General features: G+C 75.9%; 22 protein-coding genes. 5 read left to right on the top strand and 17 right to left on the bottom strand.

Going from position 1 to position 22,871, the window contains the following annotated elements; all coding sequences use genetic code 11:
* Positions 1-22 precede the first annotated feature (22 nt).
* The 4 genes from KC207_RS02235 to KC207_RS02220 are packed head-to-tail and all read right to left on the bottom strand — an operon-like array spanning position 23 to position 2,503.
* Positions 23-394: a hypothetical protein gene (locus tag KC207_RS02235; protein ID WP_211601278.1), complete on the bottom strand. Its 372-nt coding sequence runs from the start codon at positions 392-394 to the stop codon at positions 23-25.
* On the bottom strand, positions 391-750 hold the full coding sequence (locus tag KC207_RS02230; protein WP_211601590.1) for a DUF948 domain-containing protein: 360 nt from the start codon (positions 748-750) through the stop codon (positions 391-393). Before KC207_RS02230 ends, KC207_RS02235 begins: the two co-directional genes overlap by 4 nt.
* Before the next feature lie 57 nt (positions 751-807).
* Positions 808-1,122, bottom strand: a complete 315-nt coding sequence (locus KC207_RS02225) for a TraR/DksA family transcriptional regulator (RefSeq protein ID WP_211601277.1) — start codon at positions 1,120-1,122, stop codon at positions 808-810.
* A gap of 37 nt (positions 1,123-1,159) precedes the next feature.
* Positions 1,160-2,503, bottom strand: coding sequence for a replication-associated recombination protein A (locus tag KC207_RS02220; RefSeq protein ID WP_211601589.1), 1,344 nt, complete (start codon positions 2,501-2,503; stop codon positions 1,160-1,162).
* Between the two features lie 134 nt (positions 2,504-2,637).
* Between KC207_RS02220 and KC207_RS02215 the strand changes: the two genes are divergently transcribed.
* Entirely contained in the window at positions 2,638-3,417 is a 780-nt protein-coding gene (locus KC207_RS02215; protein ID WP_211601276.1) for a GNAT family N-acetyltransferase, read from the top strand.
* Positions 3,418-3,532: 115 nt separating this feature from the next.
* Positions 3,533-4,357 (top strand): alpha/beta fold hydrolase, encoded by an 825-nt coding sequence (locus tag KC207_RS02210; RefSeq protein WP_211601275.1) that lies wholly within the window; start codon positions 3,533-3,535, stop codon positions 4,355-4,357.
* Positions 4,358-4,456: 99 nt separating this feature from the next.
* Here the strand turns inward: KC207_RS02210 and KC207_RS02205 are convergent, their stop codons facing one another.
* Both KC207_RS02205 and aspS read right to left on the bottom strand, forming a co-directional pair.
* Positions 4,457-5,062: an HAD-IA family hydrolase gene (locus KC207_RS02205; protein ID WP_211601274.1), complete on the bottom strand. Its 606-nt coding sequence runs from the start codon at positions 5,060-5,062 to the stop codon at positions 4,457-4,459.
* Positions 5,063-5,064: 2 nt separating this feature from the next.
* Positions 5,065-6,888: an aspartate--tRNA ligase gene (gene aspS, locus KC207_RS02200; protein WP_211601273.1), complete on the bottom strand. Its 1,824-nt coding sequence runs from the start codon at positions 6,886-6,888 to the stop codon at positions 5,065-5,067.
* A 162-nt stretch (positions 6,889-7,050) separates the two neighbouring features.
* Here aspS and KC207_RS02195 point away from each other — a divergent pair, with 162 nt between their 5' ends.
* Together KC207_RS02195 and KC207_RS02190 are read left to right on the top strand one after the other, a co-directional pair.
* Positions 7,051-7,947: a hypothetical protein gene (locus tag KC207_RS02195; protein WP_211601272.1), complete on the top strand. Its 897-nt coding sequence runs from the start codon at positions 7,051-7,053 to the stop codon at positions 7,945-7,947.
* Positions 7,944-9,458 (top strand): peptidase M16 family protein, encoded by a 1,515-nt coding sequence (locus tag KC207_RS02190; protein WP_211601271.1) that lies wholly within the window; start codon positions 7,944-7,946, stop codon positions 9,456-9,458. Before KC207_RS02195 ends, KC207_RS02190 begins: the two co-directional genes overlap by 4 nt.
* A 4-nt stretch (positions 9,459-9,462) precedes the next feature.
* Here the strand turns inward: KC207_RS02190 and KC207_RS02185 are convergent, their stop codons facing one another.
* Positions 9,463-10,185 carry a VOC family protein gene (locus KC207_RS02185; RefSeq protein ID WP_211601270.1) on the bottom strand — a complete coding sequence of 241 codons (723 nt, stop codon included), beginning with the start codon at positions 10,183-10,185 and terminating at the stop codon, positions 9,463-9,465.
* Between the two features lie 92 nt (positions 10,186-10,277).
* Between KC207_RS02185 and KC207_RS02180 the strand changes: the two genes are divergently transcribed.
* Complete coding sequence (locus tag KC207_RS02180) at positions 10,278-11,771, top strand: hypothetical protein (protein ID WP_211601269.1); 1,494 nt, start codon at positions 10,278-10,280, stop codon at positions 11,769-11,771.
* An 18-nt stretch (positions 11,772-11,789) separates the two neighbouring features.
* Here KC207_RS02180 and KC207_RS02175 read toward each other — a convergent pair whose 3' ends face one another.
* The 10 genes from KC207_RS02175 to KC207_RS02130 are packed head-to-tail and all read right to left on the bottom strand — an operon-like array spanning position 11,790 to position 22,871.
* Complete coding sequence (locus tag KC207_RS02175; protein ID WP_211601268.1) at positions 11,790-12,188, bottom strand: YchJ family protein; 399 nt, start codon at positions 12,186-12,188, stop codon at positions 11,790-11,792.
* Positions 12,178-12,822, bottom strand: a complete 645-nt coding sequence (locus KC207_RS02170; RefSeq protein ID WP_211601267.1) for an NUDIX domain-containing protein — start codon at positions 12,820-12,822, stop codon at positions 12,178-12,180. Before KC207_RS02170 ends, KC207_RS02175 begins: the two co-directional genes overlap by 11 nt.
* Positions 12,815-14,527 (bottom strand): CTP synthase, encoded by a 1,713-nt coding sequence (gene pyrG, locus KC207_RS02165; protein WP_211601266.1) that lies wholly within the window; start codon positions 14,525-14,527, stop codon positions 12,815-12,817. Before pyrG ends, KC207_RS02170 begins: the two co-directional genes overlap by 8 nt.
* A gap of 16 nt (positions 14,528-14,543) precedes the next feature.
* On the bottom strand, positions 14,544-15,647 hold the full coding sequence (locus KC207_RS02160; RefSeq protein WP_211601265.1) for a glycosyltransferase family 4 protein: 1,104 nt from the start codon (positions 15,645-15,647) through the stop codon (positions 14,544-14,546).
* Complete coding sequence (gene murJ / locus KC207_RS02155) at positions 15,644-17,272, bottom strand: murein biosynthesis integral membrane protein MurJ (RefSeq protein WP_211601264.1); 1,629 nt, start codon at positions 17,270-17,272, stop codon at positions 15,644-15,646. The genes KC207_RS02160 and murJ overlap by 4 nt, the downstream gene beginning before the upstream one ends.
* On the bottom strand, positions 17,269-18,078 hold the full coding sequence (locus KC207_RS02150; RefSeq protein ID WP_211601263.1) for a hypothetical protein: 810 nt from the start codon (positions 18,076-18,078) through the stop codon (positions 17,269-17,271). Before KC207_RS02150 ends, murJ begins: the two co-directional genes overlap by 4 nt.
* Positions 18,075-19,034: a copper transporter gene (locus KC207_RS02145; RefSeq protein WP_211601262.1), complete on the bottom strand. Its 960-nt coding sequence runs from the start codon at positions 19,032-19,034 to the stop codon at positions 18,075-18,077. The genes KC207_RS02150 and KC207_RS02145 overlap by 4 nt, the downstream gene beginning before the upstream one ends.
* Positions 19,031-20,209, bottom strand: a complete 1,179-nt coding sequence (gene steA, locus KC207_RS02140) for a putative cytokinetic ring protein SteA (protein ID WP_249138506.1) — start codon at positions 20,207-20,209, stop codon at positions 19,031-19,033. Before steA ends, KC207_RS02145 begins: the two co-directional genes overlap by 4 nt.
* Positions 20,210-20,232: 23 nt before the next feature.
* On the bottom strand, positions 20,233-21,918 hold the full coding sequence (recN, locus tag KC207_RS02135) for a DNA repair protein RecN (RefSeq protein ID WP_211601260.1): 1,686 nt from the start codon (positions 21,916-21,918) through the stop codon (positions 20,233-20,235).
* Positions 21,915-22,871 (bottom strand): NAD kinase, encoded by a 957-nt coding sequence (locus KC207_RS02130; RefSeq protein ID WP_211601259.1) that lies wholly within the window; start codon positions 22,869-22,871, stop codon positions 21,915-21,917. Before KC207_RS02130 ends, recN begins: the two co-directional genes overlap by 4 nt.

Genomic DNA, 22,871 nt, shown 5'->3' with positions numbered 1-22,871 from the left:
GGTGGGCGTGCGGAGGCGGGGGCTAGCGCCCCCGGCGAGCTCGGCGTCCGGCGCCGTGCCGACCCGCGGGGTCGAGGAGCAGGTCGCGCGCCTGGTCGGGCGTCAGGGAGCGGCCGGGGTCGGCCTCGCCGGGCGGCACCGCGCCGCCGTCGCGGTCCCAGCCGGCGCGCACCCCGAGGTCGGGCACGCGGGAGCCCGCGGCGTGCCGCGGGGCCCGGACGGTGGCGTCGGTGCGCACGGCGGTCTCGACGGCCGACCGCAGCGCGCTCTCCCGCTCGGCGGCGGCCGAGCGGACGGTGCCGACGAACCGCCGCACCACCGGGATCCGGCCCACGGCGTACCCGGTCCCGAGGACGACGACGGCGGCACCGACGAGCAGTGCGGGGCGGGTCACGAGGACCCCCGGCGCAGCGAGCCGAGCGCGACCCGCACGCCGTAGCTGTACGCCGCGACCTTGATGAGCGGGGCGCCGACGGAGGCGGCGAAGACCGAGGTGAGCGCGGACGCGTTCGTCGTCATCGTCGAGACGTTGCTCGTGATGGCGTCGACCCGCGCGAGCTGGTCGTTGGTCAGGCCGACGGTGTCGGTGAGGCCGCGCAGCGTCGGCTGCACGCTGTCGGTGGTCGTGCGCAGGCTCTCGCGCGTCTCGTCGAGGACCCGGCCGGCCTTGCCGAGCAGGCCCGCGACGCGGACGACGAGGTAGGCGAACGCGAGCGCGGCGACGAGCCCCGCGATCCCTCCGAGCGTCACCGTCATGGTGTCCGACCCTACAAGGGGTGGTAGCGGGTCGTCGCCTCGGTTCCGGGGTCACGCGTGGGCCACGCACCGGCTCGTGAGGGGCCGGGCCTCGAGGCGCTCGGCGGGGATCTCGACCCCGCACACCTCGCACCGGCCGTACGTGCCGTCGGCGACCCGCGCCCGGGCGGCGCGCACCTGCTCGAGGGCGGCCAGCAGCCGCTCCTGGACGGCGACGGCGGTGAGTCGGTCGACGGCGAGCGAGGTCCCCTCCCCCACCCGCTTGCCGAAGGAGATGCTGCCGACGTCCTCGGGGGCGCGGGTCAGCTCCGCGAGGTCGGCGAGCAGCTGCTGCTCGTGGGCGGCGAGCACCGCGTCGGGGTCCATCGCCCCACGGTAGCCAGCGGGCCGGGCAGCGAGCGGGTCAGCGGCCGAGCCGGTCCCGCAGCCAGCGCCACCGCTCCTGCAGCCGCGCCTCGAACCCGCGGTCGGTGGGGCGGTAGTAGTCGGTGCGCCCCGCGAGGTCGTCCGGCAGGTACTGCTGCGCGGCGACACCGTCGGGGGCGTCGTGGGCGTACACGTAGGCCGGGGCCCGCTCCCGGCCCGCGGCCGCCGCCGACGCCTGCGCCACCCGGTCGGCGCCGCCGTAGCCGCTGCCGCGCAGGTGCAGCGGGACGGGTCCGCCCCGACCGGCCCGCACGTCCGCGATCGCCTCGTTGATCCCGGTGTACGCGGCGTTGGACTTCGGGGCGAGGGCGTTGTGCACGACCGCCTGGGCGAGGACGATCCGGGCCTCGGGCATGCCGATCTGGGCGACGGCGTGCATCGCGGCGACGGCGCTCTGCAGGGCCGTGGGGTCGCCGAGCCCGACGTCCTCGGAGGCGGCGATGACGACCCGGCGCGCGATGAACCGCGGGTCCTCGCCGGCCTCGAGCATCCGGGCGAGGTAGTGCAGGGCTGCGTCCACGTCGGAGCCGCGCATCGACTTGATGAGGGCCGACGCGACGTCGTAGTGCTGGTCCCCGGTGCGGTCGTACCGGACGGCGGCGTGGGCGACGGCCTGCTCGCAGTGGGCGAGCGTCACCTCGACGACGTCCGGCCGCGCCGCCCCCGGGGCGAGGTCGTCGTCGGCCACCCCGGCGGCGGCCTCGAGGAAGGTGAGCGCCCGCCGGGCGTCGCCGCCCGCGAGGCGGACGAGGTGCTCACGCGCGTCCCCCGCGAGCCGGTAGGCCCCAGCCAGGCCGCGCTCGTCCTCGGTCGCCGCGGTGAGCACGTCGGCGACCTCCTCGTCCCCGAGCGGGACGAGGGTGACGAGCATCGAGCGCGACAGCAACGGCGCGATGATCGAGAACGACGGGTTCTCGGTCGTCGCCGCGACGAGGACGACCTGGCGGGTCTCGACCCCGGGGAGCAGGGCGTCCTGCTGGGCCTTGGTGAACCGGTGGATCTCGTCGAGGAAGAGGACGGTCTGGCGGCCGTACAGGTCGCGGGTGCGCGCGGCCGCGTCCATGACCGACCGGACGTCCTTGACGCCGGCGGTGACGGCCGACAGCTCGACGAACTCGCGGTCGGCCGCGGTGGCGACGAGGTGGGCGAGCGTCGTCTTGCCGGTGCCCGGAGGACCCCAGAGGATCGCCGAGAGCGGTCCGGCCGCTCCCCCGCTGCCCTCGATGAGCCGGCGCAGCGGGCTGCCGGCGCGCAGCACCGTCCCCTGGCCGCGCACCTCCTCGACCGTCCGCGGGCGCATCCGGACGGCGAGCGGCGCCATCGGTCCCGGCGCGTCGCCGTCACCACCGCCGCGGGCGGCCGCGCCGAAGAGGTCGTTCCCGTCCTGGCTCACCCGACCGAGGCTAGCCACCGGCCCTGACGGGCGGTGCGCGCGCCCGTGCGATGCTGGCCCCCGTGAGCGGGGTGAGCGTCCGGCGGCTGGACACCTACGAGGAGCTGCTCGAGGCCTCGGGGCGTCACCCGGTCGTCGAGCTCGACGTCGGGCGTGGCTTCCGGGGCCCGGCCTGGGCCGCGACGACGCCGACCGGCTCCGCCGTCGCCTTCCCCCGACGCTCCGACCACGGGGTGCCCGGGGCCTCCGTCCTCGGCGACGCCGACGCCCTCGAGGTCCTGCTCGGCGACCGGGCGGTGCTCGACTGGTTCGCCACCGGCGACTTCCACCACCTCGGGCGCCCCCGCGCGCTCCACGACCTCGTCGAGCGGCTCGTCCCCCTCGGTGACCGAGGCGGTGACTGGGACTGGATGTGGACCACGACCCCGCCGCCGCACGTCGACGGCGAGGAGCGGGTGCTCCCGTGCGACGCCTCCGACGCCGAGGAGCTCACGGCGCTGCTCACGCGGGCCAGCCCGCGCACCCACGGTCAGCCCTTCGTCCGGGACGCCCAGCGCTGGGTGGGTGTGCGGACCCAGGACCGGATCGTCGCGTGCGGGTGCGCCGAGCCGTCCGCCGCCGGGGTCCCGGTGCTGTCCGGCATCGCCGTGGAGTCGGAGCACCGCGGTGAGGGCCTCGGACGCGCCGTCACCGCGGCCCTGGCCCGGGAGGCCGTCGCGACGACCGGGGCCTGCGTGCTCGGCATGTACGCGGACAACGACGTCGCCCGGGGGCTCTACGAGCGGCTCGGTTTCCGCACCGCGGTCGAGTGGCGCAGCCGGTGGGTCGACCGGCCGACCTGAGGAGCCGTCAACGCCCGACCCGTCCGCCATATTCCCTCGACGAACCTTCGACATCGCAGGTCAGAGTGCCTAGGGTGGAGGTGTCAGCACAGCCTCCGACGGAAGGTGAGACAGAATGCCCACCCTGACCAACGGCTCGGTCGACATCCACTACGACGACCACGGCGGCACCGGCCGTCCCGTCGTCCTCATCCACGGCTGGCCCCTGTCCGGCGAGTCGTGGAACGACCAGGTCGGCGCGCTGCGCGAGGCCGGGTACCGGGTCGTCACCTACGACCGTCGCGGGTTCGGTCGCTCCGACAAGCCCGGGGAGGCCTCCTCCTACGACTACGACACGCTGACGGGCGACCTCGACGCGGTGATGCGCGAGCTCGACCTCACCGACGCCAGCCTCGTCGGGTTCTCGATGGGCGGCGGAGAGGTCGCGCGCTACATCGAGACGGTCGGTGAGTCCCGGCTGCACAGCGTCGTCTACGCGGCGGCGGTGCCCCCGTGCCTGAAGAAGGACGCCGAGCACCCCGACGGCGCCCTCGACGACGAGACCGTCGAGGGGATGCAGGCCGACCTCGCGAAGGACCCGGACGGCTTCCTCGACGGGTTCGTCACGGACTTCTTCACGGCGAACGACGAGCTCAAGGTCACCGAGGCCGAGCGCCAGGAGGCGCTGGCGCTCGCGAAGCAGGCCGACACGCACGCGGCGGTGCAGTGCATCCGTTCGTGGGTCGAGGACTTCTCCGGCGGCCTCGCGCGGACGACCGTCCCCACGCTCGTCATCCACGGTGACAGCGACGGCATCGTGCCCCTCGAGGTCTCCGGCGCCCGGACGGCCGAGCAGGTCACCGGCGCCGAGCTGCACACCGTCGTCGGCGGTCCGCACGGCATCAACGTCTCCCACAAGGAGGAGTTCACCTCCACCCTCCTGGAGTTCCTCGCGCGGTGACGCGGGACGGTCCGACGGGGTGACCTCCTCCTCCGCCCCACCGGACCACGCTGCCCGTCGCGCACCACCCCTCGCGCGGCGGGCAGCTCCCTGTTCCTCTCAGGACAGGAGGCGCTGGACCTCTCGGCGCAGCGCCGCCGACCCGGAGGCCGGGTCGTGCCGCACCGCGGCGATCCCGAGGCCGGCCGCGGCCGCGACGTTGGCCTGGAGGTCGTCGACGAAGGCGGTCTCCGCGGGCGGCAGGCCGAGCCGGTCGAGGACGTGGTGGAAGTACGCCGGGTCGGGCTTGGCGACCCCCATCTCGCAGGAGTAGAAGACGTCGTCGAAGTGGTCGTCCGTCCGCAGCACGTCGCGCATCCAGGCCCGCCGGTGGTCCTGCTGGTTCGTCGCGAGCACCGTGCGGACACCGGAGGCGCGCACCTCGTCGACGAGCGCGAGCGCGTCGACGTCCGGGACGGCCCGCTCCCACAGCCCGAGAAGGTCGTCCACGCCCACCCCGGCGTCCGGGCAGGCGTCGACCACCCGGGTGAGGGCCGTCCGCAACGGCTCCTCCCCGCGCAGGGCGGGTCCCTCCGCGGCGAACACGGCCTCGGCGAAGCCGTCACCGTTCGCGGCGTCGAGGACGTCCCGCCACCCCGCGGCGGTGTGCTGGAGCACCCCGTCGGCGTCCCACAGCAGGGCGCGCACCCCCGTGCGGGAGCCCACGGTCAGCTCCGGTGCGGACCGACGCCGGGGTCGCCCTGCGGCGGGGCGTCCGTCGCGGGCGCGGCGTCGATGCCGGCCTCCTTGCGCTGCTCCGGGGTGATCGGCGCCGGCGCGTCCGTCAGTGGGTCGTACCCGCCACCGGACTTCGGGAAGGCGATGACGTCACGGATGCTGTCGTAGCCGCCGAGCAGCATGACGATCCGGTCCCAGCCGAAGGCGATGCCGCCGTGCGGGGGCGCCCCGAACTGGAAGGCGTCGAGGAGGAAGCCGAACTTCTCCTGCGCCTCCTCCTCGGAGAGCCCCATGACCGCGAACACCCGCTCCTGGACCTCGCGGCGGTGGATACGGATCGACCCGCCGCCGAGCTCGTTGCCGTTGAGGACCATGTCGTAGGCGTAGGCCAGCGCCTCGCCGGGCCGCTCGTCGAAGGTGTCCTCGAACTCCTTCTTCGGCGAGGTGAAGGCGTGGTGGACCGCGGTCCAGGCCCCGGCGCCGACCGCGACGTCACCGGCGGCGACGGCCTCGTCGGCAGGCTCGAAGAGCGGGGCGTCCAGGACCCACAGGAAGCTCCACGCGTCCTCGTCGACGAGCCCGCAGCGCTTCCCGATCTCGAGGCGGGCGGCGCCGAGCAGTGCGCGGGAGGAGCGGGTCGCCCCGGCGGCGAAGAAGACGCAGTCGCCCGGCTCGGCCCCGACGTGCGCAGCCAGCCCGGCCGTCTCGGCCTCGGACAGGTTCTTCGCGACGGGTCCGCCCAGCGTGCCGTCCTCCTGCACGAGGACGTAGGCGAGGCCGCGGGCACCACGCTGCTTGGCCCACTCCTGCCAGGCGTCGAGCTGCTTGCGGGGCTGGCCCGCCCCACCCGGCATGACGACCGCCCCGACGTAGTCCGCCTGGAAGACCCGGAAGGAGGTGTCCGCGAAGAAGTCCGTGCACTCGATGAGCTCCTGGCCGAAGCGCAGGTCGGGCTTGTCGGTCCCGAAGCGGCGCATCGCCTCGGCGTAGGTCATCCGCGGGAACGGGGCCTCGAGGGAGACCCCGATCAGCTCCCAGATCTCGGAGACGATCGCCTCGCCGAGCTCGAGGACGTCGTCCTGCTCGACGAAGGACATCTCGATGTCGAGCTGGGTGAACTCGGGCTGCCGGTCGGCGCGGAAGTCCTCGTCCCGGTAGCAGCGGGCGATCTGGTAGTACCGCTCCATCCCGGAGACCATGAGCAGCTGCTTGAACAGCTGCGGGCTCTGCGGGAGGGCGTACCAGGAGCCGGGCGCGAGCCGGGCCGGCACGAGGAAGTCGCGGGCGCCCTCGGGCGTGGAGCGGGTGAGGGTCGGGGTCTCGATCTCGACGAAGTCGCGGGCGTCGAGCACCCGCCGCGCGGCCTGGCTCACCTTCGAGCGCAGCCGGAGGGCGTGGCCCGCCGACCGGGCGCCGGGACGGCGCAGGTCGAGGTAGCGGTGCTTGAGCCGCGCCTCCTCGCCGACCGTGACGCGCTCGTCGACCTGGAACGGCAGCGGTGCGCTCGGGTTGAGCACCTCGATCTCGGTCGCGACGACCTCGACCTCGCCGGTCGGCAGGTCGGCGTTGACGTTGTGCGCGTCGCGGGCGGTCACCTCGCCGGTGACGCGCACGACGTACTCGCTGCGCAGGTCGTGCGCGGCGCCGGTGAGCACCTCGTCGCGGGCGACCACCTGGACCACCCCGCTCGCGTCCCTCAGGTCGACGAACGCCACTCCCCCGTGATCGCGCCGCTTCGCCACCCAGCCGGAGAGGGTGACGGTCTGGCCGGTGTGGGCGGCACGCAGCGTGCCGGCCTCGTGGGTGCGGAGCACGGTCGGGGTTCCTTCGTCTCGGGTGCGGGGACGCCGGGGCCGCCGTCGGGCGGCACGGCCGTCGCCATCCTACGGACGCGGGACCGCGGTCCCGAACCGGATTCCGGGGCGCTCGGCCGGTCCGCACGCGCGGCAGGGCCGCCAGCGCCTACGATGCGCCCGATGGACGCGAGCGTTCCGGCTCCCCAGGGCGACCTGGCCGAGATCTTCCCCGAGCTCGGGGTCCTGCGCGCCCACGCCCGGGACGGCGACCTCGAGGCCGTCCTCGAGCTCCTCGAGGTGCTGCGCGCCCGCGACGTCGTCGACCACACGGTCGCGGTCCTCGTCCTCGCCCGTGCCGAGGACCCGGACGGCACGCTCGGGCAGGCCCTGGAGGAGCACGACGACGACCCGACCGTGCGGGTGCTCGCCGCCGCCCGCGGGCTGACCCTGGGCGACTCCACGGCCCGGGTCACGGCCGAGGCGTCGCTCGTGCGCCGTTGCGCGGAGGACCCGGGCAACCCGACGGCGTGGTACCTGCGGCTCGTCGCCGCGCGGGACGCGCGGCTGCCCGCGGGCGAGGCGCTGCGGCGGCACGACCGCCTCCAGGCGGCCGCCTCGGACCACGTGCCGGGGAGGCGGGTGCTCCTGGAGTGCCTGCGCCCTCGCGGCGGGGGGTCCTGGGAGGGCGTCCTGGACGCCGCGACGAGCGCGAGCGAGCACGCACCGGACGGCAGCGACGCCCACGCCCTCCTCGCGGCGACGTACCTCGCGGCCTGGCTGGCCCAGGGTCCGGATCGCAGCATCGCCTCGCTCCGGGTCCCCGGGGTCATCGACGACATCGAGCGGGCCGCGACCCGCTTCGCGGCCGCCCCGTGCCCCTCGCGCTACGGCTGGGTCGCCGCCCACACCGACTTCGCCGTCCTCCTCGGGCTCGCCGGGCGGCGCGCCAGCTCCGCCGGTCACTTCCGGGCGCTCGGGGCGGCGGTCGACGCCCGCACCTGGTCCAGCGTCCACGAGCACCACGCCGACCTCCTGACGATCCGGGAGTTCGCCCTCGCGGAAGGACGTCGCCGATGAGCCTCGTGCGCACCGAGGTGGCCGGGGTCCCGGCGGTCCACCTGCCGACGACGGGCGGGACGTGCAGCGGTGGGCTCGTCTTCCGGGTGGGCTGGGCCGACGAGACCCTCGCCGTCCGCGGCCTCACCCACGTCGTCGGGCACCTCGCCCTCGCCGCGCTGCCCCCCGGCGAGGTGCACCACCACCTCGACGTCCTCGCCAACCACACCGTCCTGCGGGCCGACGGCACGTTCGAGGAGGTCTCGCGCTTCGTCACCGAGGTGTGCGCCACCCTCCGCGACCTGCCCGCCCAGCACCTCGACACGGAGAAGTCGGTCCTGTCGGCCGAGACGGTGCACGACCGCCCGGTCGGTGGACGCACCCAGCAGCTGCGCTACGGCGCCCGCGGCTACGGCCTGTCGGCCTACCCCGAGCTCGGCCTGTCCGAGGTCGACCCCGACCTCGTCCGGCTGTGGGCGACCGAGACCTTCACCCGGGACAACGTCGTGGTGTGGTTCCGCGGCCCCGGCTCCCCGGAGACGATCCCGCTGCCGCTGCCGGACGGGATGCGCCAGCCGCTGCCCCCCGTCCCGGAGCCCCTCGCCGACACCCCCGCGTTCTTCGTCAGCCCGGAGAGCGACGTCCTGCTCGTCACCGCCGTCGTCCCGCGGTCGGCCGCGGCCGTCCTGCTCGCGGAGCTGCTCGACACCGCCCTCGACGCCTCCCTGCGCGAGCGGACCGGCTACTGCACCCGGGCGGGTGCGCAGTACGACGTGCGCGACGGCGAGGACGCCACGGTCGTCGTCCGTGCGCACTGCGTCCCGGGCCGCCGAGCGGAGGCGGTCGGCGAGCTCGTCGACCAGCTGGCACGGCTGCGCTGGGCCCCGGTCGACAGCGCGGCCCTCACGACGGCGCGGACGGCCGTGCTCCGGCGTCGCGGCGAGGTGGACCACGTCGTCGCGGCGGCACGGGACCTGCTGCTGAGCCGCCACCCCCGGGAGGACGGCCCCGTCGAGGACGACGAGCGGGCCCTGTCGGCCGTCGGCTCCCGCGACGTCGCCGCCGCGGCCGAGGCCTTCCACGCGAGCGCCCTCGCCCAGGTCCCCGAGATGGGGCTCGCGTGGGCGGGATGGCACGAGGCGCTGCTCGCGGCGAGCGGTGGGGACGCCGAGGGCGTGCCCGAGGTGCGCGCGGACCGGGTGACGGTGCGGCACGGCGGGCTGACCGCCGCCGTGCGCTTCGACGCGGTCTCGGCGATGGTCGCCTTCGACGACGGGGGGCGCTGGCTCGTCGGCGAGGACGGCACGGAGATCCGCGTGGAGCCCGGCGCGCAGTCCCTCGCCGCCGACGCCGTCGAGCGGATCGACGCGGCGGTCGACGTCGCCCGGGTGGTGCACCGCCCGGCCCGCGACGAGGACGACCGCCCGCCGCCTCCCCCGGAGGTGGCGGCCGCGGCGGCCGCGGCGGAGCGTCCGTCGCCACTGGCCGCCCGGCTGCTCGGGCGGCTGCGTCCGCGCCGTCCGGAGGCCTGAGCCGTCAGGTCCGGGCGGGCAGGACGCAGACCTCGTTGCCCGAGGCGTCGTGCAGGACCGGCCACGGCAGGTCGCCCCACGGGTGGTCGACGACCCCGCCGCCGAGGGCCAGGACCCGCGCGACGACGTCGTCCACGTCCTCGTGCGGGGCGAGCCGGGTGTCGAGGTGCAGGCGGTTCTTCACCCCGGGGTCCTTCGGGACGGGGTGCGGGCACAGCTCGAGGAGCGGCCCGCACCCGCTGGGGTGGCGCAGTGCCGGCAGCGGGGACCGGGGCTCCTCGACCCATCCCGAGAGGTACCGCCAGATCGCGAGGTCCCGGTCGGCGTCGGTGGAGTCGAGCGGGAGCGCGGCGATCGGGCCGGCGTCCGCGTAGACCTCGCGCTCCTCCATGACGCAGAACGGGTTGCCCTCCGGGTCCGCGAGCACGACCCAGGGCACGTCGCCCTGACCGATGTCGAGGGGACGGGCCCCGAGCGCCAGCGCCTGCCGGACGACGGCGTCCTGGTCACGTCCGCCGGCGAGGTCGAGGTGCAGCCGGGGCGCCGGTGGCGGCCGCTCGGGGACGCGGGGCACGCACACGTCGAGGGCGGCCCCGCCGGGCGCGACGACCCGGGTCTCGACGAGGTCGGGCTCGTCCGTGATCCGGGTCCCCCCGAGCAGGCCCTCCCAGAAGGCACCGAGCAGCCCGGGGTCGCAGGCGTCGATCGCGACGTTCTCCAGCTCCACGGGACCGGTCTACCACCCGGGGACGACACCGGGGTGCCGCGCGGACGCCCCCCGTGCGACGGTGGAGTTCGACGACCCCACCGGAGGACCACGTGACGACCATCCCGCGCCGCACCGCCCTGCGCTCCGGCGTCGGCCTCGCGGCCGGCGTCGCCGGGGTCGGGGCGACGGCGGCGTGCTCGCCCACGGAGGGGCCCGACGCCGAGGTCCCGCCGCACACCGTCGTCCTGCGCTCCGGCCCCGCCGCCGACCTCCTCGACCGCGCCGACCCCCTGCTGCTCGTCCGGGCGCTCCTGGAGCGGGCCTCGGCCGTCGTCGTCGTCCCCGCCCAGGACGCCTGGGCAGCGACCGCGGCCCCCGTCGCGGCCCGCTACGCACTGCCGGTCCTCGTCGACGGCCCGGGGCTCTCCGAGGAGCTCGACCGCCTCGGCGTCCGGACCGTCCTGCTCCTGTCGGGCACCGACAGCCCCGCGGACGTGGCCTCCCGGGAGGACCTCGAGGTGCGCGAGGTGGACCCGGACGACCCCGGCACCGTGCCGGACGGGCTCCCGGCACGGCGGTCCGGCGACCCCGGGCTCCTCCTCCACGGGCCGGACGCCGACCCGGGTGCGGTCCTCGAGGTCGTCGCGGCCGGCTGCGCCGCCGAGGTGGTGCCCCTCGAGGACCCCGACCCCCGCAGCGGACCGGACGCCCGGGCGGGCCTGCGGTCCCGGCCCCGCGGGGTCGTCGTCGGCGTCGGGGCGCTCGGCGAGCACTTCGCGGCACGGGTGCGTACCGCGCGCGCCGCCCCCGAGCTGCCGGGCGGCGGCCTCCTGCCCTTCCCCGGCCGGCGGATGGTCGCGCTCTACGGCCACCCGTCGACCGCCGGCCTCGGGATGCTCGGGGAGCAGGGCCCCGCGGCGTCCGTCGAGCGCGCCCGCGCGATCGCCCGGGAGTACGACCCGCTCCTCGACGAGCAGGTCGTGCCCGCCTTCGAGCTCATCGCGACGGTCGCGACCGCCGGCGCGGGCGGCGACGGCACGTACTCGCAGCCGACCCCGGTCGAGACCCTCCGCCCCTGGGTCGACGCGGCCGAGGAGGCCGGGATCTACGTCGTCCTCGACCTGCAGCCGGGCCGCTCGAGCTTCCTCGACCAGGCGCGGCGCTACACCACGCTGCTGCGGAGGCCGCACGTCGGTCTCGCCCTCGACCCCGAGTGGCGGCTGGGCCCGGACGAGCTGCCCCTCCAGCGGGTCGGCAGCGTCGGCATCGACGAGGTGAACGCCGTCGGCCGCTGGCTCGACGAGCTCGTCCGGTCCGAGGACCTGCCGCCGAAGGTCCTCACCCTCCACCAGTTCCGCACCTCGATGATCCGCGACCGCGAGGACCTCGAGACCGGGCTCGACGCCGTCCAGTGGCTCGTCCACGCCGACGGTCAGGGGAGCCAGGGACAGAAGCAGGACACGTGGGACGCCCTCACGGCCGACCTGCCCGACGGGGTGTGGCTGGGCTGGAAGAACTTCGAGGACGAGGACGCCCCGATGCTCACCCCGGCCCGCACGGTCGCGGAGGTCTCCCCCACGCCCTGGTTCGTCAGCTACCAGTGACCGGGACGGCCGGGGCCGTCACTCCGGGGCGAGGTACATCCAGCGGCCGGCCCGCCGCGTGAAGACGCTGCGCTCGTGCAGCTCTCCCCGGCGCGTGGGACCGTCGTCGGCGCTCACCCACTGGGCGCGGAACTCCACGACCCCGGTGTCGTCGTCGGCGCCGCCGTCCTCGGTCGCCTCGACCCGCAGCCCCACCCAGCGGACGCGGTCGTCCGGGTCGGGGTCCGCAGGGCGGGTCCGCGGGTGCCAGGTCCGGAAGAGGTGGTCGCCGGCCCCGCGGTCGTAGGCGGTGTACCGCGAGCGCATGAGCGCCTCCGCGGTCGGGGCCCATGCGGCGCCCGAGACGTACGGCCCGCAGCAGGCGTCGTAGGACGCACCCACCGGGGCACCGCCGCACGGGCAGGGCTCAGCGGCCACGACCGGGGCTCCGCTGCGGCCACGGGGAGTCGACGGGGCGCAGCCCCACCCAGTCACGGCGGCGGAGGGCGTCCGCGGCGAGGACGGCGATGACGAGGGTCGGGCTGTGCAGCCGGCCCTCGAGGACCCCGTCGACGAGCTCGCCGAGGGGGACGCGGCGCGTCGGCATCCCGAGCTCCTCGCCGTGCCGCTCGTGACGCTCCTCCTCGGGCACCTCGGTGAGGTCCCGCGCGAGGTAGGTCCGCAGGCTCTCGCTCGAGCCGCCGGGCGAGGACCAGTGGTCGACGAGGACGGACCACCGGCCGGCGCGCAGGTCGGCCTCCTCGGCCAGCTCACGGGCCGCCGTGAGGTGCGGGGGCTCGCCGTCGACGTCGAGGAGTCCGGCCGGGATCTCCCAGTCGGCGGCGCCCACGGGGTGGCGGTACTGCTGGATGACGACGGCCCGGTCCTGGGCGTCGAGCGCGAGGACGGCCACCGCGCCGGTGTGGTCGACGAAGTCGCGCGTCACGACGCCCGCGGGGCCGAGGTCGACCCGCTCCCGGCGCACGTCCCAGACCCGGCCCTCGAACGCCAGCCGGGACTCCAGGACCGGTCGTCGTCCCAGCCGGTCCTCGAGCGGCTCCGGGTCAGGCACCGCTGTCCGCCGTCTCGGACACCCGCGGCCGTTCCACCTCGACGAGACGGGTCGAGCGCTGCTGCTCGATGGCCGACCCCACGAGCCCGGCGAAGAGCGGGTGCGCACGGGTCGGGCGGGACTTGAACTCCGGGTGCGCCTGGGTCGCGACGTAGTAGGGGTGCACCTCGCGGGGCAGCTCGACGAACTCGACGAGACCCAGGTCCGGGTGGGTGCCGCTGATGACGAGCCCGGCGTCCTCGAGCCGCTCCCGGTAGCCCTCGTTCACCTCGTAGCGGTGCCGGTGCCGCTCGTCGGCCACGGTGTCCCCGTAGGCCTCGGCGACGACCGACCCGGCGACGAGGTGCGCGCGCTGGCTGCCGAGGCGCATCGTGCCGCCGAGGTCGCCTGCGCCTTCGACGAACGCCTTCTGCTCCTCCATCGTCGCGACGACGGGGGCCGGGGAGTCGGGGTCGAACTCCGTCGAGCTCGCGCCGTCGATGCCGGCGACGGTGCGGGCGTACTCGATGACCATGCACTGCAGCCCCAGGCAGATGCCGAGCGTCGGGACCCCGTGCTCGCGGGACCAGCGCAGCGCGCCGAGCTTGCCCTCGATGCCCCGGACCCCGAAGCCCCCGGGGACGAGGACGGCGTCGACGCCGCCGAGCGCGCGCTGCGCCCCGGCGTCGGTCTCGCAGTCGTCGCTCGGCACCCAGCGGATGCGGACCCGGGCGTCGTGGTGGAAGCCGCCGGCGCGCAGGGCCTCGGTGACCGAGAGGTAGGCGTCCGGGAGGTCGACGTACTTGCCGACGAGCGCCACCTCGACCTCGTGCTCGGGGTTGTGCACCCGCCCGAGGAGGAGGTCCCAGTCGGTCCAGTCGACGTCACGGAAGACGAGCCCGAGGCGGCGCACGACGTAGGCGTCCAGGCCCTCGCGGTGCAGCACCTTGGGGATGTCGTAGATGCTCGGGGCGTCGACCGCCGCGGCGCACGCCTCGTTGTCGACGTCGCACATGAGGCTGATCTTGCGCTTGATCGACTCGGGGATCTCGCGGTCTGCGCGCAGGACGAGCGCGTCGGGCTGGATACCGACCTGGCGCAGGGCGGCGACCGAGTGCTGCGTCGGCTTCGTCTTCAGCTCGCCGCTCGGGGCGAGGTAGGGCACGAGCGAGACGTGGAGGAAGAAGACGCTGTCCCGGCCGAGGTCGTGGCGCACCTGGCGGGCGGCCTCGAGGAAGGGCAGCGACTCGATGTCGCCGACGGTGCCGCCGATCTCGGTGATGATGACGTCCGGCGCGTCGTGGTCCTCGACCCCGGGCGACCCGGCGGCCTGGGCCCGCATCCGTTCCTTGAGCTCGTTCGTGATGTGCGGGATGACCTGGACGGTGTCGCCGAGGAACTCCCCGCGACGCTCCTTGGTGATGACCCGGTTGTAGACCTGACCGGTCGTGACGTTCGCGCTACCGCGCAGGTTGACGTCGAGGAAGCGCTCGTAGTGGCCGATGTCGAGGTCGGTCTCGGCCCCGTCGTCGGTGACGAACACCTCGCCGTGCTGGAACGGGTTCATCGTTCCGGGGTCGACGTTGAGGTAGGGGTCGAGCTTCTGCATCGTCACCCGCAGGCCGCGGGCCCGCAGGAGATGTCCGAGGCTCGAGGCGGTGAGGCCCTTGCCCAGTGATGAGGCGACGCCTCCGGTCACGAAGATCTGTTTCGTCTGCAGCACCACGGGCTTCAACGATACGTCATCCGGTGGACCGCCCGTCGGGCGACGCACCGGCACCGACCGACGCGTACGCCTCGAGGACGTCGGCGAGCGCGTCGTCCTCGTCCGGCAGCCGGTCGGCCCGCTCGACGGCCTTGGAGCGCAGGTCGTCACGGACCACGCCGTGGAGGACGATGTCGCGGATCCCGCGGGCGAGCGACACCGGGTCCCCGCCGGGCACGAGGAGCGCCGCGTCCCCGACGACGGCGGCCGTCCCACCGACCTCGGTGGCGACGATCGCCGCCCCCGCGTGCAGCGCCTCCTGGAGGCCCACGGGCTGGCCCTCCCAGAGCGCGCTGGAGACGACCGCGTCCGCGGCGGCGAGCAGGTCCGGCACGTCGTCGCGGCGGCCGAGGAGGCGGACGGGCAGGTCCTCCTCGTGGATCCGGCGCCGCAGCCGGTCGTGCAGCGGGCCGTCGCCGGCGACGACGGTGAGCAGGTCGACCCCGCGCAGCTCGCGGTGCGCGTCGAGGAGGACGTCGAGACCCTTCTGCTCCGCGAGACGGGCGACGACGACGACGAGGGCGGTCCGGCTCCCGATGCCCAGCTCGGCGTGGACCTCGTGCCGGTCCCGTGCCGGGGCCCGCGGGGGTGGCGCCGGGACGACGGCGAGCCGCGCCCGCCGGGCGCCGAGGGCCCGCATCCGCTCGACGAGGTCGGCCGACACCCCGAGCACGAGATCGCTGCGGGCGGCGACGACCCGCTCGAGGGCGGCGTAGACGGCGGCCGTCGCGCGGCCCCCGGGAGGGGCGTTGTGCAGGGTCGTGACGAGCGGCGCGGACGAGCGGACGAGGGCCAGGCCGGCGAGCGCTCCCGCGCGCAGGCCGTGGGCGTGGACGACGTCGGCCCCCCGGGAGAGGGAGGCGATCTCGCGGACCGCGCGCGCGTCGCGCACCGGGTGCGGCCGGTCGGAGGTCTCGAGCGGCACGACGTGCGCCCAGCGGCCGAGGCCGAAGGTGCGCTCGACCTCCCGGGGGCAGGCGACGACGACGTGGTGCCCGGCGTCGGCGACCCGGCGGACGAGACCGCGCACGTGCGTCCCGACGCCGCCGGCGCTCGTCCCGAGGACGACGAGGACCCTCATCGGGCTGAGCCCGCCCGGCGCCGGGACCGTCCGCGGGCCCGGATCTCCCGCATCATCGACCGGTCGCCGACGAAGAGCACGAGGACCCCGGAGAGGAGCGCCGCGGCCCCGGCGGCGACGCCGACGCCCAGCGCCTCGGGCAGGGACTCCATCGAGCGCCCGTGGGTCACGAGGTCGCCGACGACCCACTCGACGGCGAGGACGACGACGACGGTGCCGACGGTGCGCCCGGTCCCGGCGACGGCCGCGGGCCCCCAGGCGCGGCGGACCAGCAGGCCGAGCGACAGGCCCGCGACGGTCATCCCCAGCGTCGAGGACACCCCGAGGGTCCACAGGGTGAGCGCGGGACCGGCGCCTCCGGCGAGGAGGAGAAGCGGGAGCCCCGCCGCGATCCCCCAGCCGAGGGCGGTGGCGCTGCCGGCGTCGACGGGGCGACCTCGGACGTACAGCGCGCGCGTGAGCAGCGCGACGAGCCCGAACCCGACGACCCCGGGGGCGTAGGCGATGACCGCGGTGGGCATCGCGGCGAGCGCCTCGGGCGAGGACGACACCCCGTCCCGGGCGTCGAGGACGCGGAAGAAGGCGCCGAGCGCCGGCGCCGCCGCGATGAGCACCCCCGCGGCCACGCCGGTGAGCGCGAGGACGGCCCGCAGCGCGCGGGACAGCGTCTCGCTCGCGTCCTCGCCCGCGCCGGTCCGGGTCGCGAGGTCCGGGAAGGCGCTCTGCGCGACGGGGACGGCGAGGATCGCGTACGGCAGGAGGTACACGGCCTGGACGTAGGTGTAGACGGTGAAGACCCCGTCCCCGCCCGCGGCGCCGGAGAGCCACACGGTGACGAGGACGGCCGCCTGCTGGGCGGCGAGGGCCATCGCGCCGGCGACGGCGAGGGAGCGGACCCTGCGCACGTCCTCCGGGGGCAGCCGGAAGGCCGGGCGCCAGCGCCACCCGGTCGCGAGGGCGGGACCGAGGAGCGGCAGGGACAGCACGAGCACCCCGAGGGTCGTGCCCCAGGCCAGGACCGACACCGCGGCGTCCGGGACGAGGCCGGGGGCCGTCTCGCCGTCGACGACCGCCCCGTACCAGAGGTAGGTCGCGAGGACGACGACCGAGGACAGCAGCGGGGTGAGCGCCGCCGTGAGGAACCGGCGGTGGGCGTGGAGCAGGCCGGTGAGGATGATCCCCACCCCGTAGAGCGGCACCTGGACCGCGAAGATCCGCAGGAGTCGGACCGCGACGCCGAGGGCCTGCGCGTCGTCCCCGGTGACGAGGAGGCTCGAGACGGGGCGCGCGAGCAGCGCGAGGAGGGCCCCGAGCGGCACGAGGACGACGAGCACCCACGTGAGCAGCACGGAGGCGGCCTCGTCGGCCCGCTCCCGTTCGCCACTGCCGATGCGGTGGGCGATGAGCGGGACCGCGACGGCGGCCAGGGTGCCGCCGGCCGCGACCTCGAAGACGACGTTGGGCAGGGCGTTGACCCGCTGGTAGATCTCGCCGACCCCACCGCTGCGGACCGAGTCGGCGAAGACGAGGTAGCGGGCGAAGCCCGCGAGCCGCGCGAGCAGGGTGACGGCGGCGATGAGGCCGGCCGCCCCCGCGATCCCCGTCGCGACCTGGCGCCGCGTCATCGGGCGGACCGTCCCCACGCGTCGACCTCGCGCAGCCCGGGGGTGGACTCGATGACCGCCGTGAAGCTCACCCGCTCCGAGGCCAGCGTGAGGGCGACGAGCACCGCGAGGGCGGCCAGGCGCCCCGACCGGCCGGTCCGCTCCACGAGCGCGAGCCCGACGAGCGCCCCCGCGGCGTTGGCCCCGGTGTCGCCGAGCATGGAACGGCCGGCGAGGTCGTCCGGCAGGACCCCCAGCGAGGCGCCGACGGCGGCGGCCGCCGGCGCCCGGCCGGGGCCCGGTCCGGTGAGTGCCAGGGGCAGGGCCGCGGCGACGGTGACCTTGAGGGCGCGCCCCGGCCGCAGGTCGAGGAGGTTGGCGAGGTTGGCGCTGCCGGCGACGACCCCGGCGGCGGCGAGGAGGTCCGCGGTCGTGCGGTCGGCCCGTCGCCGGTCGGCCACGGCGGCGGCGAGGAGCCCGGTGACGCCGATCCCCAGGACCTTGACCGCCCCGGTCGTCACCTCACCACGCGCGAGGGCGCCGAGGTGGCCCCGGAGCCCCTTGGACGACCCGTCGCCCGCCAGGTCGTCGAGCGCGCCGAGGGCCCCGGCCCCGGCCGCGGCGACGACCCCTGCCGGACCCGCGACGACGCTGCCGAGCACGGCCCCGGCGACGAGGGCCGGGCCCTCGAGGAGGGTCACTGGGTCGCCGGCGTGGTTCGTCCGGCGCCAGCGGTCGGAGCGGACCGTGCGCACGAGGAGCCGTCCGCCCACGCCGGCCGCGGCTGCGGCCACGGCACCCGCGACGAGGGCGCGCCCGCCGCTCACGACCCCGGGACGGGGGCGAACGGGGCGTCCGCGCCCGGGCCGACGCCGTAGTGGCCGGATCCTCCGCCGGCCTGCTCGACGAGGGCGAAGACGACGCTCGCCAGCCCCGCCGGGTCACCCGCGTCGTCGACGGTCGAGACCGTGTCGGCGGCGTCGGCGTCGTCCCGCACCGTCGCGACGACCGAGACCCCCTCCGCCTCCGCGCTCGTGTCGGACGCGACGACGGCGCCCCGCGAGGCCACCTGGAGCGTGTCCGCGAGCCCGGCCCAGCGCTCGGCGACGGCCTGCTGCTCCTCCTCGGTGCCGTCGGTCACGGCGCCCCCGACGACGACGGCCATCTCGGCGCGGGAGAACTCGTCGGCGTCGAAGGACAGGACCCCGCCCTCGGCGAGGCGCTGCATCGCCTCGGCGGCGACCCCGTCGTCGGGACCGAGGTCGCCCAGCGTCGCGGTGCGGGTGAGCAACCGGGAGAGGAGGACGTCCTCGGGACGACCGTCCCCGCCCGAGGAGAGGTCGACGCCCGCGCCGGACGCCACCTCGGCGACGAGCTCGTCCCGGGACGCGGCCGCCTCGGCCTCCTGGGTCACCCACTCGTTCGCGACCGAGGTCGTCGAGGTCACCCGGCCACCCGCGGAGTCCACGGCCTCGACGACGGACTCGCTGACGGCACCGTCGGCCCCGGGGAGCACGACGAGGGCGACCCGCTGGCCCTCGAGCGCTCCCTGGAGCACCCGCCCGGACACGGCGGCGAGGTAGGCGTCCCTCTGGTCGAGCTCGGCCCGGGCCCGGTCGAGGTCCTCGTTGAGCGCGGTCTTGTCGTCGCGCAGGCCCGCGACCTCGCTCTGCAGGGTCGAGCCGATCTCGCCCTGCAGCGGTCCCGCACCGAGCACGATCCCCACCGCGAGCGCGATGAAGATCGAGACGATGGACACGATGTGGTAGCGGAAGTCGATCACGTGAAGAGCCCTCCGATGGCGGTCCACAGGTCGTCGATACGGGCACCGAGGACCTCGAGCACGGCGCGACCGCCGGCCGTGGCCCACAGCGCGGCCCCGAGGGCCAGCACCCCGCCGAGCAGCATGAGCCCGACGCTGAACGAGGAGATCCGGGTGCGGTAGAGGCGGCTGACGCCCTTGGCGTCGACGAGCTTGCCGCCGACCCGCAGCCGGGTGAGGAACGTGCTCGCCATCCCGGACCGCCCCTTGTCGAGGAACTCGACGAGGGTGACGTGGGTGCCGACCGCGCAGATGAGGGTCGCCCCCTTGTCGTCGGCGAGGAGCATGGCGACGTCCTCGCTCGTGCCCGTCGCGGGGAAGACGACCGGGTCGACCCCGAGGGCCTTGACCCGCTCCAGGCCGGGCGCTCTGCCGTTGCGGTAGGCGTGCACGACGATCTCGGCGCCGCTGCGCAGGGCCTCGTCGGACACCGAGTCCATGTCGCCGACGATGAGGTCCGGGGTGTGCCGCGCCTCGATGAGGGCGTCCGCCCCGCCGTCGACGCCGATGAGGACGGGACGGAACTCACGGATGTACGGGCGGAGGATCTCGAGGTCCTCCTTGTAGTGGTACCCCCGCACGACGATGAGGACGTGCCGGCCCTCGAGGTCGGTCGTGATGTCGGGGACCCCGACCCCGTCGAAGAGCAGCTCGCGCTCCTTGCGGAGGTAGTCCATCGTGTTCTCGGCGAACGCCTCGATCTCGGCGGACAGCCCGGCCCGGGCCTCGGTCATCGCCTCCTGGACGGCGTCCGCGGTGAGCAGGGTGCCCTCGGCGACGGTGTCCTCACCCCGCAGCAGGGCGTCGCCCTGGACCCGTACGGCCGTGCCGTCCTTGAGCCCCATGACGGCAGGCCCCGCCCGGTCCAGGAGCGGGATGCCGGCCGAGACGATGATCTCGGGACCGATCGTGGGGTACCGCCCGGAGATCGAGGCCGCCGCGTTGACGACGGCCGTCGGGCGACACGCGACGAGGGCCTCGGCGCTGACCCGGTCGATGTCCTGGTGGTCGATGACGGCGACGTCGCCGGGCTTCAGCCGCTTCGTGAGGTTCTTGGTCCGGGGGTCGACGCGGGCCGGACCGCCGTCCCCGGTCGCGGGGTCACGGTCTCGTCGCGAGAGGAGTCGTCTGGGCATCCGCACCATCGTCCCATGCCCGCTCAGGCTCGGGCGCGGGTGAGCAGGTCCCGGGCGTGGTCGAGGGCCGCCGGCGTGTCCGACCCGCCGAGCATCCGTGCGAGCTCGGCGACGCGGTCCTCCCCCGTCACCTCGTGCACCATGCTGCGCGTCACGCTGCCGTCGTCGGACTTCTCGACGACGAGGTGGCGGTCCGCCGCCGCCGCGACCTGCGCCAGGTGCGTGACGACGACGACCTGGGCGTGCCGGGCGAGGGCGGCGAGGCGGGTGCCGACGTCGACGGCGGCCCGCCCGCCGACCCCGGCGTCGACCTCGTCGAAGACGAACGTCGGCACGGAGGTCCCCGCGTCCGCCGTCGCGACCTCGATGGCGAGCATGACGCGGGACAGCTCACCGCCCGAGGCGGCCTTGGTCACCGACCGGGCGGGGGTCCCCGGCCCGGACGCGAGCCGCACCTCGACGACGTCGCGGCCGTCGGCGCCGAACCGTCCGGAGTCCTCGACGGCGACGCTCACCCGCGCCGACCCCATCGCGAGGTGGCCGAGCTCCTCGGTGATCCGCCCGCCGAGGTCCGCGGCCGCGCGGGTGCGCGCCTCGGTGAGCCGGACGGCGGCCGCGTCGCGCTCGGTGGTGAGCGTCCCGACCTCCTCGGCGAGGGCGTCGATGCGATCGCCGGTGCCCTCGAGGTCCAGGACGCGCGTCGCGCCGTCCTCCGCCCAGGCGAGGACGTCGGCGAGCGTCGGGCCGTAGAGCCGGGCGAGCTCGGTGAGGGCGGCCCGGCGCTGCTCGACGCCGTCGAGCCGGGCCGGGTCGACGTCGACGTCGGCGACGTAGGACCCGAGGTCCGCCGCGACGTCGGCCGCGAGGTAGCGCAGCTCGTCGACCCGTCCCCCGAGCGCCGCGAGCACGGGGTCGGCCTCGCCGACCTGGGCGATGCGGGCCGAGGCGGACGCGAGCGCCTGGAGGACGGCGGGGACGTCGGGGCGGTCCTCGTCACCGCTCAGCAGCACGTGCGCCTCCCCGGCCGCGGCGCGCAGGTCCTCCGCGTGCCCGAGACGCTCCGACTCCGCGCGCAGCTCCTCGTCCTCCCCCGCGTGGGGCTCGAGGGCCTCGATCCGCTCGAGCCCGGTCCGCAGGGTCTCGGCCTCTCGGGCCCGTTCGGCGGCCTGCTGCCGCAGCGCGTCGAGGTCCTGCTCGGCGGTGGTGAGCCGTCCGTGGACGTCGCGGTAGGCGGCGAGCGCGCTGCCGACGGCGTCCCCGCCGAACGCGTCGAGCACCTCGCGGTGCTCCTCCCCCCGGCGCAGCCGCCACTGGTCCGCCTGGCCGTGGACGGCGACGAGGTGCTCGGCGAGCTCGCCGAGCAGCCCGACCGGTGCGGCGCGGCCGCCGACGTGGGCGCGGGACCGGCCGTCGGCCTGGACGGTGCGCACGAGCACGAGGCCGTCCGCGACGTCGCCCCCGGCCTCGTCGACGCGCCGGACCGCGGCGTGCTCGTCGGGGAGGGTGAGCAGGCCCTCGACGACCGTGCGCCGGCTGCCGGTGCGGACCAGACCCGCGTCGCCCCGACCGCCGAGCAGCAGGCCGAGGCCGGTGACGACCATCGTCTTGCCCGCCCCGGTCTCGCCGGTGAGGACGGTGAGCCCGGGGTGGAGGGGCAGGACGGCCTCGTCGATGACACCGAGGTCGCGGATCCGGATCTCCTCGATCACGCGTCGGCCCCCGCGGGGCCACCGAGGGGCCCGGCGTCACCGCGGGCGCGGCGGGCACTCCCCCGCCAGCCGTGGACGGGGAGGTCGAACTTGCGCACGAGGCGGTCGGTGAAGACCGCGGTCGAGAGCCGGGCGAGACGCACGGGGTGCGCCGACCGGTCGACCTCGACCTGCGACCCCGGGGGGAGGGTCACGGCACGACGCCCGTCGCACCAGAGCACGGCCTCGGCCTCGCTGTGCGGCAGGAGCTGGACGGCCAGGTGCGAGTGCGGCCCGACGACGACGGGACGGTTGAAGAGGGCGTGGGCGCTGATCGGGACCAGGAGCATCGACTCGACGTCGGGCCACACGACGGGGCCGCCCGCGGAGAAGGCGTAGGCGGTCGACCCGGTGGGCGTCGCCATGACGATGCCGTCGCAGCCCCACGTCGACAGCGGGCGACCGTCGATCTCGACGGTGAGCTCGAGCATCCGCTCACGCGCGGCCTTCTCGACGGTCGCCTCGTTGAGGGCCCACGAGGAGAAGACCTCGCGACCGTCCTGCCGGGCGCGGACGTCGAGGGTCATCCGTTCCTCGACGGTGTAGTCGCGGGCACAGATGTGCTCGACGGTCGCGTCGATGTCCTCGCGCTCGGCCTCGGCGAGGAAACCGACGTGGCCGAGGTTGACCCCGAGCAGCGGGGCGTCGGACCCCCTGGAGATCTCGGCGCCGCGCAGGATCGTGCCGTCGCCGCCGAGGACGCAGACGAGCTCGGGCTCGAGGTCGGGGCGGGTCTCGTCGACCGGGCGGATGCCCGGGACGTCGGCCAGGGGCGTGCCGGCGAGGTCGGCCCGGGGGGCGATGACCCCGATGTCGGACGACAGTAGCCGGGTGGCGACCGCGGCGGCGATCTCCTGGGCGTCACGACGGGTCGGATGGCTCACGAGGAGCACGTGGCGGCCGGCCGTCGGCAT

The organism is Phycicoccus avicenniae (assembly GCF_018139485.1).
Lineage (GTDB): Bacteria > Actinomycetota > Actinomycetes > Actinomycetales > Dermatophilaceae > Phycicoccus > Phycicoccus avicenniae.
This window is presented reverse-complemented; position numbering and strand designations above follow the sequence as displayed.